Annotated in this window: 12 protein-coding genes; 9 read left to right on the top strand and 3 right to left on the bottom strand. The window is 67.1% G+C overall.

The genetic code is table 11. The features are described from left to right. The first annotated feature begins 76 nt into the window (after positions 1 to 76). From ku to N7I30_RS11205, 4 genes are all read left to right on the top strand, one after another. Positions 77 to 1,042: a non-homologous end joining protein Ku gene (gene ku, locus N7I30_RS11220; protein ID WP_498638852.1), complete on the top strand. Its 966-nt coding sequence runs from the start codon at positions 77 to 79 to the stop codon at positions 1,040 to 1,042. Between the two features lie 12 nt (positions 1,043 to 1,054). After that, positions 1,055 to 3,673 (top strand): DNA ligase D, encoded by a 2,619-nt coding sequence (ligD, locus tag N7I30_RS11215; RefSeq protein ID WP_498638850.1) that lies wholly within the window; start codon positions 1,055 to 1,057, stop codon positions 3,671 to 3,673. Between the two features lie 73 nt (positions 3,674 to 3,746). Next, entirely contained in the window at positions 3,747 to 4,304 is a 558-nt protein-coding gene (locus N7I30_RS11210; protein WP_498638848.1) for a gamma carbonic anhydrase family protein, read from the top strand. A 90-nt stretch (positions 4,305 to 4,394) separates the two neighbouring features. Further along, positions 4,395 to 5,507: a pyridoxal phosphate-dependent aminotransferase gene (locus N7I30_RS11205; RefSeq protein WP_498638846.1), complete on the top strand. Its 1,113-nt coding sequence runs from the start codon at positions 4,395 to 4,397 to the stop codon at positions 5,505 to 5,507. A 67-nt stretch (positions 5,508 to 5,574) separates the two neighbouring features. Here the strand turns inward: N7I30_RS11205 and N7I30_RS11200 are convergent, their stop codons facing one another. Continuing rightward, a complete protein-coding gene (locus tag N7I30_RS11200) occupies positions 5,575 to 5,847 on the bottom strand; it encodes a hypothetical protein (protein WP_024348694.1) in 273 nt (90 codons plus the stop codon). A gap of 392 nt (positions 5,848 to 6,239) precedes the next feature. Between N7I30_RS11200 and N7I30_RS11195 the strand changes: the two genes are divergently transcribed. The 5 genes from N7I30_RS11195 to N7I30_RS11175 all read left to right on the top strand — a co-directional run bounded on the left by N7I30_RS11195 (position 6,240) and on the right by N7I30_RS11175 (position 10,053). Beyond that, positions 6,240 to 6,584, top strand: a complete 345-nt coding sequence (locus N7I30_RS11195; RefSeq protein ID WP_187392217.1) for a DUF2147 domain-containing protein — start codon at positions 6,240 to 6,242, stop codon at positions 6,582 to 6,584. 165 nt (positions 6,585 to 6,749) lie between these two features. Then, the gene (locus N7I30_RS11190; RefSeq protein WP_370193586.1) at positions 6,750 to 7,091 is read left to right on the top strand and encodes a DUF2147 domain-containing protein; all 342 of its coding nucleotides are present in this window, start codon (positions 6,750 to 6,752) and stop codon (positions 7,089 to 7,091) included. Between the two features lie 176 nt (positions 7,092 to 7,267). Then, complete coding sequence (locus N7I30_RS11185; protein ID WP_024348697.1) at positions 7,268 to 7,456, top strand: hypothetical protein; 189 nt, start codon at positions 7,268 to 7,270, stop codon at positions 7,454 to 7,456. A gap of 45 nt (positions 7,457 to 7,501) precedes the next feature. After that, positions 7,502 to 9,004, top strand: a complete 1,503-nt coding sequence (locus N7I30_RS11180) for an AMP nucleosidase (protein WP_024348698.1) — start codon at positions 7,502 to 7,504, stop codon at positions 9,002 to 9,004. A gap of 5 nt (positions 9,005 to 9,009) precedes the next feature. Further along, positions 9,010 to 10,053: an endonuclease/exonuclease/phosphatase family protein gene (locus N7I30_RS11175; RefSeq protein WP_498638842.1), complete on the top strand. Its 1,044-nt coding sequence runs from the start codon at positions 9,010 to 9,012 to the stop codon at positions 10,051 to 10,053. A gap of 127 nt (positions 10,054 to 10,180) precedes the next feature. Here N7I30_RS11175 and N7I30_RS11170 read toward each other — a convergent pair whose 3' ends face one another. Further along, positions 10,181 to 10,576, bottom strand: coding sequence for a lysozyme inhibitor LprI family protein (locus N7I30_RS11170; protein ID WP_498638841.1), 396 nt, complete (start codon positions 10,574 to 10,576; stop codon positions 10,181 to 10,183). 59 nt (positions 10,577 to 10,635) lie between these two features. Next, the gene (locus tag N7I30_RS11165; protein WP_498638839.1) at positions 10,636 to 12,309 is read right to left on the bottom strand and encodes an electron transfer flavoprotein-ubiquinone oxidoreductase; all 1,674 of its coding nucleotides are present in this window, start codon (positions 12,307 to 12,309) and stop codon (positions 10,636 to 10,638) included. Positions 12,310 to 12,439 lie beyond the last annotated feature (130 nt).

Here is a 12,439-nt window from a genome sequence, read left to right as displayed (position 1 = left end):
GGTGACTCAACGGGAACGAGTCGCCGCCCGCGTCCGTTCTACCGGCGCGGCAGTCTGTCTTGTCTGGAGTATATGCATGGCGCCTCGTCCCATCTGGAAAGGCCAGATCCGGCTTTCCCTCGTCTCGATCCCGGTCGAAATGTTCTCGGCCACCCAGTCCGGCGCCTCGATCAGCTTCCGCCAGATCCATCGCGAGAGCGGCAAGCGCATCCATTACGACAAGGTGGTGGAAGGCATCGGCCCGGTCGACAAGGACGAGATCGTCAAGGGCTACGAGGTCGGCAAGGACGACTACGTGCTGCTCACCGACGAGGAGATCGAGGACGTCAAGATCGAGACCAAGAAGACGCTGGAGCTCGTCCAGTTCGTCGACACATGCTCGATCCCGCCGCTCTATTTCGACAAGCCCTATTATGTCGTGCCCCAGGACGAGCTGGCCGAGGACGCCTTCCGCGTCGTGCGCGACGCCTTGCGCCAGGCCAAGAAGACAGGGCTCGGCCAGTTGTCGCTGCGCGGCAAGGAATATCTCGTGGCGCTGCGCCCCTGCGGCACTGGCCTGCTGCTCGAGACGCTTCATTACGAGGACGAGATCCGCAAGTCCGATACGATCTTCTCCGACATCTCCGACGCGGAGACCGACGGCGATCTTCTCGACGTCGCGACCCAGCTCATCGAGAAGAAGACCGCCCCCTTCGACGCCTCGAACTTCAAGAACCACTACACCGCGGCGCTCAAGGCGCTGATTGCCGAGAAGCGCAAGAAGGGCGGCAAGGCCCGCGTCACCGTCGAGGACGACGAGCCGGCATCGGCGAGCAAGGGCAGCAATGTCGTTGACCTGATGGCCACCCTGAAGAAGAGCCTCGAAGGTGGCGGCGGCGAGAGCGGCGAGAAGAAGAGCGCCTCCAAGTCAGGCGCGTCGTCCGCACGGGGCAGCAAGGCCAAGACCACCGCCAAGTCGCGCAGCACCAAGGCGAGCGGCAGCAAATCGACGAAGACCGGCTCGGCTGCGAAGGCCACCACCAGCCGGCGCAAGAGCGCCTGACGGGTCGCGGTCATGGCAGCAAAGAGCGACGCCCTGCTCGAAACCTACCGGCAGAAGCGCGACTTCGCCAAGACGCGCGAGCCCAGCGGCTCGGAGGCCGAGGAGATCGCCGGCGACGGCCTGTTCTTCTGCGTCCAGAAGCATGACGCGACGCGCCTTCACTACGATTTCCGCATCGAGTGGGAAGGCGTCCTGAAGAGCTGGGCCGTCACCAAGGGCCCCAGCCTCGACCCCGCCGACAAGCGCCTCGCGGTCCGCACCGAAGACCATCCGATGGATTACGGCACCTTCGAGGGCACGATCCCGAAGGGCGAATATGGCGGCGGCACGGTGATGCTCTGGGACCAGGGGACCTGGGAGCCCCTGGAGGATCCCGACAAGGGCTTCGCCAAGGGCAGCCTCAAGATGCATCTCGAAGGCGAGCGCATGCGCGGCAACTGGGCGCTCGTGCGGATGAAGCCGCGAAACGGCGAGAAGCGCGAAAACTGGCTGCTGATCAAGGAGAAGGACGAGGCGGTCGATCGCCGGCGCAATCTCCTGAAGGCCGACAAGAGCGTGAAGACCGGGCGCACCATGGCCGCCATCGCCAAGGGCGACGACGTCTGGGACACCGACCGCACGGCCGATGACGAGAGCCAGGAAACGAGCGGCAAGAAGAGCAAGACGTCCTCGACCGAGGCGAAGAGCAAGAAGCCGTCGGCCAAGCCCGCCAAGGGCAAGGCGGGCAAGCCGTTGCCGATGCCCGCCTTTTCCCCGCCGCAGCTCGCCACCCTCGTCGACACGGCCCCGGCCGGGCGCGACTGGGTCCACGAGATGAAATATGACGGCTACCGCGTCCTGATCGCCATCGGCGACGGCAAGGTGACCTGCTGGACCCGCAACGAGCAGGACTGGACCGAGCGCTTCACCGGCATCGCCGAGGCCGCCGCGACCCTGAACTGCCGCAGCGCGCTGATCGACGGCGAGGTGGTCGCCTTCGACGCCGATGGCGGCACCGATTTCTCCACCCTCCAGAAGCATCTGTCGGAGGGCGGCCCCCTCTCCTGCTTCTGTTTCGACCTCCTGCATCTCGATGGCGAGGATCTGCGCGACCAGCCGCTGACCGACCGCAAGGCGGCTCTGCGCGATCTCCTCGACGGCCACGAGACCCAGACGCTGCTCTACAGCGAGCACATCACCGGCAGCGGCGAATCCGTCTTCAAGAAGGTCTGCGCCTCCGGTCATGAGGGCATCATCGCCAAGCGCGCCGATGCGCCCTATCGCGGCGGTCGCTCGCGCAACTGGCTGAAGGTCAAATGCACCCGCCGGCAGGAATTCGTCATCGGCGGCTGGAAACCGTCGGACAAGAAGAGCCGGCCCTTCTCCTCGATCCTGCTCGGTGTCATGGACGGCGACACGCTGGTCTATCGCGGCCGTGTCGGTTCGGGCTTCGACGAGGAGGCCATGGCCGATCTGAAGGCCCGCTTCGCCGATCTGGCGCGCAAGACCTCGCCCTTCGCCGAACTTGCCTCCGATGTGAAGCGCGCCGCCCGCTTCGTCACGCCGACGCTGGTGGCCGAGATCGAGTTTGCCGAGATCACCGCCGACGGCTCGATCCGCCACGGCGTCTTCAAGGGATTGCGCGAGGACAAGCAGGCCGGGGACGTGACCGACGAGCGACCGACATCCGCTCCGGCGTCGGGGCGCAAGGGCGGCAAGCCCGCCGCGAAGGCGACGCCGTCGCCGCAGAGCACCGGCGCTGCGCCCGATCGGGTGGCCGACGTTCGGCTGACCCATCCCGGGCGCGTCGTCTTCGAGGGCCAGGGCGTCACCAAGGGCGACCTTGCTCTCTATTACGAGAAGATCGCCGACCGCATGCTGGCCCATGCCGGCAACCGGCCGCTGTCGCTGGTCCGCTGCCCGCAGGGCGGCGACAAGCGCTGCTTCTTCCAGAAGCACGACAGCGGCGGCTTTCCCGACGCGGTCGAAACCGTCGCCGTCACCGAGAAGGATGGCAGCAAGGCCGACTATCTCACCGTCGGGAGCGCCGCCGGCCTCGTCGGTGCGGTGCAGATGAACACGCTCGAATTCCACATCTGGGGCGCCCACAACGACAGGCTGGAAAAGCCCGACCGGCTGGTCTTCGACCTCGATCCCGACGAGGGCCTCGATTTCGGCGATGTGAAACAGGCCGCCTTCGACCTGCGCGACAGCCTCGCCGATCTCGGCCTGACGACCTTCGCCATGGTCACCGGTGGCAAGGGCGTCCACGTCATCGCGCCGCTGGAGCGCCGCCAGGGCTGGGACGATCTGAAAGGCTTCGCCCGCGGTTTTGCCCATCTGCAGGCGCGCGAGGAGCCGGACCGCTACGTCGCCACCATGTCCAAGGCCAAGCGCACCGGCAAGATCTTCATCGACTGGCTGCGCAACGAACGCGGCGCCACGGCCATCGCCCCCTATTCCACCCGCTCGCGCGCCGGCGCCCCGGTGGCGACGCCCGTCACCTGGGACGAACTGGCCGAGCTCGACGCCGCCAATGGCTTCACCCTCGACACGGTCGCCGCCCGCCTCGACGAAGCCGATCCCTGGGCCGACTACGATTCGGTACGCCAGTCGCTGACCAAGCCGATGCTCAAGGCGGTGGCGGAATGAGGCGCCGCCGCCGCGCTTGATTCCCGCCCCCCGCTGACGCAGTTTCGCTGCGCATCAGCTCGGGAGGTTGCCCATGCCCATTTACGCGCTCGACGAAGACCGGCCGGAATTGCCGGACGATAACAGCGTATTCGTCGCGCCGGGGGCGCATGTCATCGGCCGGGTGCGGCTCGGCCGCAATGTCGGCATCTGGTTCGGCGCCGTTCTGCGCGGCGACAACGAATGGATGACCATCGGCGACGACACCAACATCCAGGACAATTGCACCCTGCACAGCGATGCCGGCTTTCCGCTGACCATCGGTGCCGGCTGCACCCTTGGCCACGCCGCCATCGTCCATGGCTGCACCATCGGCGACAATTCGCTGATCGGCATGGGCGCGACGGTGCTCAACGGCGCCAAGATCGGCCGCAACTGCATTGTCGGCGCCAATGCGCTGGTGACCGAGGGCAAGGAATTCCCCGACAATTCGCTGATCGTCGGCGCGCCGGCGCGGGTCGCCCGCACGCTGGACGAAAAGGCCGAGGCCGGGCTCAGGCTGTCGGCCGAGCATTACGCCCGCAACGCCCAGCGCTTCGCCAAGGGCCTCGTGCCGATCGAGCCGGGCAACGCCAAAGCGCCGAAGGCCTGACCCCACGGCCCGGCCATCGCCGCTGGGCCCCATGCCTGCCGCGTTGCGCCGCCTAGCGACGGCTCTTCCCATTCCCGTTCGGAGTTCCCCATGCCGCTCTTCACCGATCTCGTGCGATCGCTGCCCGCTTCGGTGCCCTTCGTCGGGCCGGAAGCGCTGGAGCGGCAGACCGGCGTGCGCTTCAAGGCCCGCCTCGGCGCCAATGAGAGCGTCTTCGGCCCGTCGCCGAACGCCATCGAGGCGATGACGCGGGCCGCCGCCGACAGCTGGGGCTATGGCGATTCCGCCAATCACCATCTGAAGGAGGCGCTGGCGGCACATCTCGGCCTCGCGCCGGACAACATCATGGTGGGCGAAGGCATCGACGGGCTGCTCGGCCTGCTGGTGCGCCTCACCTGCGAGCCCGGCGACCGCGTCGTCACCTCCCACGGCGCCTATCCGACCTTCAACTACCATGTCGTCGGCCACGGCGCGGCGCTGGACTTCGTGCCCTATCGCGACGACCGCGAAGACCTCGACGCGCTGATCGCCCGCACGCGCGAACTGAAGCCGAAGCTGCTCTACGTCTCCAATCCCGACAATCCAACCGGCTCCTGGTACGAGGCGGCGGAGATCGAACGGCTGATCGACGCCGTGCCGGCGGAGACGATCCTCGTTCTCGACGAGGCCTATGCCGACATGGCCCCCGCCTCGGCCCTGCCGGCGATGAGCGTCATGCGCCCCAATCTCCTGCGCTTCCGCACCTTCTCCAAGGCCTATGGCCTTGCCGGTGCGCGCATCGCCTATGCCATCGGCGAAGCCGGGACGATCGTGCAGTTCGAGAAGGTGCGCAACCATTTCGGCATTTCACGCGTGTCGCAGGTCGGCGCGCTCGCGGCGCTGCGCGACCAGGACTATCTGGCCCGGACGGTGGAGAAGATCGTGGCCGCCCGTGGCAGGCTGGCGGAGATCGCCACGACGGCCGGGCTGATCCCGCTGCCGTCGGCGACCAATTTCGTCGCCATGGATTGCGGCGGCGACGGGGCCTATGCCCGCGCGATTCTGGAGGCGGTGATCCGGCGCGGCGTGTTCATCCGCATGCCGGGTGTCGCGCCGCTCGACCGGATGATCCGCGTGACCGTCGGCCGCAACGAGGATCTGGCGGTCTTCGAGACCGCGCTCGGCGAGGCGCTGGCGGAGGTGGGCCGGCCCCGGACGGCCTGACGGCAGCCGCTTATGTCAGAGGCTGGGCGCCGATGCGCCCGATGCCGTGGAGACGCGTCGCGGGTGATCAGTGACGGGTCATCCACTGGCGCGCGGCGCGCAGCGCGGCGGCGACCTCGGCCTTCGACATCTGGCTGGCGACGTCCTGCCGGTGATAGGCGGCCGCGTCCGAACCCTTGCGATCGGCGAGATTGAAATACATGTGGGCGGCGACGAAATCGACCGCGCCGTCATGGCCGCAGGCCGCGCGCATGCCGAGGTCGAAGAGGATGTCGGCGTCGACGAACACCGCGCCGCTGGCCGAGATGTCGTCGTAGTTCTGGAAGTCGATGCGAGCCATTGTCTTTCGCGTCCCTGTCGCTGTTGATCGGCTGCTGTCCGATGGGTCGAGAATGACCGCGACGACTGAAGGGGTGCTTAAAGTTTTCGATTAATTCGAGATAAATGCGTGTGAGCATTTGGTTCGGGAAAATGCGCTCAAGCCACTGAACCTTCGGGGCAATCCGATCTGAGGACGGACCGCTTCCGTATCGGAAAATTCACCCATTGCTAACCGTGCCGTCGCATTCCATGCCTTTGCGGCAGATTTTCCGTCCTCGTGCCCATCGCCGATTTCGCGCATCCGGCAGGGACGCGAGCATTGCCATTTGCGGCGTCTCGTTTACTCTTACGTGAAGGGAAGCGTCACGGTGTCGAGGAGGACGCCGGCTTGCCCTGATGGGGAGCGAGAACATGAAGCGACTGATACTGGCGGCCGCCCTCGGCCTTGGCATGGGCGGCATCGCGCACGCCGATCCGATCGAGGGCAACTGGAAGATGCCGTCCGGCTACAATGCCAAGATCACCAGCTGCGGCGGCGCCTTCTGCCTGACCTACACGACCGGCCCCCACAAGGGGAAAACCTTCGGGCAGATGCAGCCGACCGGCAAGGGCAAATATGCCGGCACGGTCACCGACTACACGAAGGGCGGCAAGGAATATTCCGGCAAGGGCGCGCTGTCCGGCAACACGCTGTCGGTCTCCGGCTGCGTCCTCGGCGGCTTGATCTGCCGCTCGCAGAGCCTCACCCGCCTCTGATCCGGCCGGGTGGGCAGGCCTCCCTGCCCGCCCGTTCCGCGCACCACTTGGCGCGCACCGGCCGGCATTCGGCCTGTCGTCGATGGCAACATATCGACCGTGGCAACCCTTGGCGCGGCAGCGGCGTTCTGTCTGTTCGATCCTGAACAGACCACGGAGCCCGCCATGAAGACGATCCTCATCGCAGCAGCCGCCGCCACCATGGCGCTCGGCACCTCCGCATGGGCCGCCGAGCCCATCGTCGGCAAATGGCGCGCGCCGGGCGGCGGCATCGTGCAGGTGTCGAGCTGCGGCGGCGCCTATTGCGCCGAGGTGATCTCCGGCCAGCACAAGGGCAAGTCCGTCGGACGCATGACCGGCAGCGGCGCCGATTACGAGGGCGAGGTGACCGACCCCCGCGACGACCGCACCTACAGCGGCAACGCTGTGGTCAAAGGCGGCAAGCTGGAGCTCACCGGTTGCGCCCTCAAGATCTTCTGCAAGACCCAGACCTGGGTGAAACTCTGAGCCGCGCCGCCTGACCGGCACCGACAACCGGCCTCAGCCGCGCCGTAACGCTCGCCCCCTCCGCGGCTCTACATCCGTTCGCGCCCGGCCATCCGAGTCGGGCGCGTGTCAGCCTCGCTTCAGCGCCATGTGCAATTGTGGCGAAAATGCTGTAGGGCGGCACCATGATGACACGAATGACCGCGCTGACGGTCCTGATCGCCGGGATCGGCACTGTCCTGAGCTTCCTGGTGCAGGACATCGGCGAGCGCCCCGGCAGCGCCTTCGGATCCCTGACCGGCGACGATTGCGATTATCGCCGCGGCATCGTCTGCCCGCTGGTCCGCGATCCGATCGTTCTCCAGAACACCACCGGCGGTTTTTGAGACCGGGCGTCTTCTCGCTGCCGTGACAGCCGGTTAGACAGGGGCATGACCGAGATCGTTCCCGCCCCGGCCGAGAGCCGCATCGTCACACCCGAGACCGCCGAACGCCGCCCCTACTGGGATGCGCAGGAGGCCGTCGCGGAAGTCATCCGCCTCTATGGCCGCTCCGTCGCCTTCCTGTCCGACAGCTTCGACGCGGTCCTGAAGGACGGCGATCTCGACCATCGCTACCGCGCCTATTATCCGGAAATCTCGCTGGCCACGACGACCCATGCGCGGGTCGACTCGCGCCTCGCCTTCGGCCATGTGCCGCGGCCCGGCCGCTACGCGACGACGGTGACCCGGCCGGATCTGTTCGAGCGCTACCTCGTGGACCAGATCGCGCTCCTGATCCGCAATCACGGCCAGCCGGTGCTGGTGGGGGATTCCACCACGCCGATCCCGCTGCATTTCGCCTTCGGCGAAGGCACCTATGTGGACGGCAGCATGGCCGAGCGGCTCGACCGGCCGCTGCGCGACGTCTTCGACGTGCCCGATCTGGAAGCCACCGACGACCGCATCGTCAACGGCAACCACGAGACCGGCCCCGGCGAGGAGATGCCGCTGGCGCCCTTCACGGCCCAGCGCGTCGACTATTCGCTGCACCGGCTGTCGCACTACACCGCGACCCATCCGGCGCATTTCCAGAACTTCGTCCTGTTCACGAACTACCAGTTCTATATCGACGAATTCTGCATGATGGCGCGCGAGATGATGATGCGCGGCGGCGATGGCTATGTGGAATTCGTGGAGCCGGGCAATGTCGTCACCAGCCCCGGCGAGGCCAAGCCGCATCAGGGCGTCGCGCCCTCGCGCCTGCCGCAGATGCCGGCCTATCATCTCAAGCGCGCCGACGGCCACGGCATCACCATGGTCAATATCGGCGTCGGCCCGTCCAATGCCAAGACGATCACCGACCACATCGCCGTCCTGCGCCCCCACGCCTGGCTGATGCTCGGCCATTGCGCCGGCCTCAGAAACAGCCAGGAACTGGGCGACTACGTCCTTGCCCACGCCTATGTGCGCGAGGATCATGTCCTCGACGCCGACCTGCCGGTCTGGGTTCCGATCCCTGCGCTGGCCGAAGTGCAGGTGGCGCTGGAGAAGGCCGTCGAGGAGGTCACCGGCCTGTCCGGCTACGAGCTGAAAAAGATCATGCGCACCGGCACGGTCGCCACCATCGACAACCGCAACTGGGAGTTGCGCGACCATCGCGAACCGGTCGAGCGCCTGTCCCAGTCGCGGGCCATCGCCCTCGACATGGAATCGGCGACCATCGCGGCCAACGGCTTCCGCTTCCGCGTGCCCTACGGCACCCTCCTCTGCGTCTCCGACAAGCCGCTGCATGGCGAGTTGAAGCTGCCGGGCATGGCGACGGAATTCTACAAGCGGCAGGTGGCCCAGCATCTGCGCATCGGCATGCGGGCGCTGGAGCTCATGTCCGAACTGCCCTCCGAGCGGGTGCATTCGCGCAAGCTGCGCTCCTTCTTCGAGACGGCGTTCCAGTAGGCATCATGGCAGGGACCGGAACGACAGACGCGCCGGCGCGCGGACGAACCGGCGGTCGCCGCTGGCTGCGGTGGACGCTCGCGGCCCTGGCGCTGGCCTGCGCCGTGGCGATCGTCGCCGGCTTCTTCGGGGATCACGTCGCCGCCTTCGATTCCGTCGGGCATTTTCGCGCCCATCTGTCGGTTGCCGCCCTGCTCGCCGGCATCGCCGCGCTGATCGCCGGCCCGGCCATCCCGCGCATCGCCGGCGCCGCGGCGCTCGCGGCAGCGCTCGCCGGCTTCGCGACCGTGGCGCCCTATGTCCTGCCGGACAGCACCCCGATAGCCGCCGACGCCCTCGCGGGCCGACCGGCCTATCGCCTCCTGCAGATGAATCTGCGCTACGACGTCGCCGAGCCGGCCGAGGCCATCCGCCGGATCGCCGCCGAAGCGCCGGACATCGTCACCCTGCAGGAAACCGGGCGCGACTGGCAGGCGCGGCTCGAAACCCTGTCGGCAACCTATCCGCATCAATTCTACTGCAGCGGCCCCTTCGCGCAGGGCAACGTCGCCATCCTGTCGAAGCGTCCCTTCGTCGACGAGACCGGATATTGCGACGTGGTGAACGGTTTCGCCGCGCGGCGCATCGATTTCAACGGCACCGTCGCAACCATCGTTTCCCAGCATCTGCAATGGCCCTGGCCCTTCGGCCACTGGCGGCAGGTGGCAGAATTGCAGGAAACGCTGGGGCTGCTCCGCGGCCCGGTGCTGATCGCCGGCGACTTCAACGCCGCGCCGTGGAGCGCCGCACTGGCGACCTATGCGGCGGCCAGCGGCACGACACCGATGACGGGCATCGGTTTCACCTGGCTCCTGCGCGCCCTGCCGGGAGCGCTCACGCCCTATATCGGCCTGCCGATCGACCACGTGCTGGCGACACCCGGCATCGTGATCCGGCGGCTCGACACGCTGGCGCCCACCGCCTCCGATCACCTGCCGATCGCGGCGACCTTCAGCCTGCCGGCCGCGGCCCCGGCCGCCCCGGACACCCCGCTGGCCGCCGCGCTGTAGCTCGGCGGCCGTTCCCGCTCAGACGTTACTAGACAGACCTGCGCCCCGCCGCTCTGCGACGGCACCCGGTCATATCTTCAGGTTCGCATACTCGATGGCGTTGGGGTCCCCATAACGGTCCCGCCCCTTACTGCGGCGCGACCGACACCAGGATCTCGTTCAGCGCCTGCGTTCGCTGCGCGATGACGAAAGCCCGGCAGGACGGATAGGACAAATGGCGGCCGATCGAACCGTATGTGGCCGGATCCAGATAGAACAGGCAGGTCCGGTCGCGGTAGGCGAGCCATGCCCGCTGCTCGTCCCGCAGCATCTCCTGGCTCTCCTCGGGAAGCTCCGCCAGGAGCGCCTGCCACGCCTCGTTGAGGCGCGCATCCTCGCGCTCGATCCAGGCACCGCCGCAGTCCCCCATCTCCCGCATGCTGGCATCGGCCTCGCGCAGGCACGCATCATAGGCGTCGTCGGCGCGGGCCGGCAGCGCCAGCAGTTGCAGGGCCAGGACAATCAGCGGCAAAGCCAGGCGCATGGCGGTCTCCCCTTCACGACACGACGTGCAACGCTGCGCCGTTCGGCGCGACGCGGCTCCTACATCACCTGATAGACCGGCCCCTCGCCACCCTGCGGCGGCACCCAGTTGATGTTCTGGTTCGGGTCCTTGATGTCGCAGGTCTTGCAGTGGACGCAGTTCTGGGCGTTGATCACGAACTTCTCCTCGCCGCCCTCCTGCACCCATTCGTAGACGCCGGCCGGGCAGTAGCGCTGCGACGGGCCGGCATAGACCGCGAATTCGGAATCGTGCTGCAGCTGCGGGTCCTTGACCTGCAGATGGACCGGCTGGTCCTCCTCGTGATTGGTATTCGACAGATACACCGAGGAGACCTTGTCGAAGGTCAGGACGCCGTCCGGCTTGGGATAGTCGATCTTCTTGTGCTTGGCCGCCGGCTCCAGGCAGGCATGGTCGGGCTTGCCGTGCTTCTGGGTGCCGAAGAAGGAGAAGCCGAACAGCGAGTTGGTCCACATGTCGAGGCCGCCCAGCCCGATGCCGAGCAGGGTGCCGTATTTCGACCAGAGCGGCTTGACGTTGCGCACCGGCTTGAGGTCGCGGCCGATCGCCGACGTGCGCCATTCGTCGTCATAGGCCGACAGCACGTCGTGCGCGCGTCCCGCCTTGATCGCCTCGGCGGCCTTCTCGGCGGCCAGCATGCCCGAGGTCATGGCGTTGTGGACGCCCTTGATGCGCGGCACGTTGACGAAGCCGGCCGAGCAGCCGATCAGCGCGCCGCCCGGGAAGACCAGCTTCGGCACCGACTGCCAGCCGCCCTCGGTGATGGCGCGCGCGCCATAGGCGATGCGCTTGCCGCCTTCCAGCAGTTCGGCGATGTCGGGATGCGTCTTGAAGCGCTGGAATTCCTCGAAGGGCGACAGATACGGGTTCTTGTAGTTCAGGTGGACGACGTAGCCGACATAGACCTGATTCTCGCCCAGATGGTACAGGAACGAGCCGCCGCCGGTGCCGCTGTCCAGCGGCCAGCCGAAGGAGTGCTGCACCCGGCCCGGCTTCGACTTGGCCGGATCGATCTCCCACAATTCCTTCAGCCCGATGCCGAACTTGCCCGGCTCGCGCCCCTCGTCGAGGCCGTAGCCGCGGATCAGCTGCTTGGCCAGCGAGCCACGCACGCCCTCGCCGATCATCACGTATTTGCCCATCAGCGCCATGCCGCGCTGGTACATCGGGCCGGGCTCGCCGGTGCGGGCAACGCCCATGTCGCCGGTGGCGACGCCGATCACCGCATTGCTCTCGTCGTAGAGGATCTCGGAGGCCGCGAAGCCCGGATAGATCTCGACGCCCAGCGCCTCGGCCTTCTCGGCCATCCACTTGCACACGAGGCCCAGCGACACGACGAAATTGCCGTGATTGTTCATCAGCTTCGGCATCAGCGCATTGGGCAGGCGAAGCGAGCCGCTGGCGCCGTAGAGATAGAACCGGTCGTCGGTGACCTTGGTCTTGATCGGCGTCTCTTCCTCGCGCCACTCCGGCAAGAGGATGTCGAGGGCCGAGGGATCGAGCACGTTGCCGGACAGGACATGAGCACCGACCTCGGCGCCCTTCTCCAGGACCACGACGGAGAGCTCCGGGTCGATCTGCTTCAGCCGGATCGCCGCCGACAGACCCGCCGGCCCGGCGCCGACGATCACCACGTCGAATTCCATCGACTCGCGTTCGGGCAGGCTCTCGGTCTGGCTGGCGGTATCGCTCATCGTCTCTGGGTCCTTTCGGTGGCGCGGGCAGACGCCGCGCATCCTCGTACACATTCGCACCGTGTGCCGTCGTTCCAAGACTAGGGCACGGGCCTGTTTGGACGAGTTCTAGCCTGATTGACCTTTCCGT

Source organism: Aurantimonas litoralis, assembly GCF_026153195.1.
GTDB lineage: Bacteria > Pseudomonadota > Alphaproteobacteria > Rhizobiales > Rhizobiaceae > Aurantimonas > Aurantimonas coralicida.
Note: the sequence above shows the minus strand (reverse complement) of the source record. Positions and strands in the feature narration are given on the sequence as shown.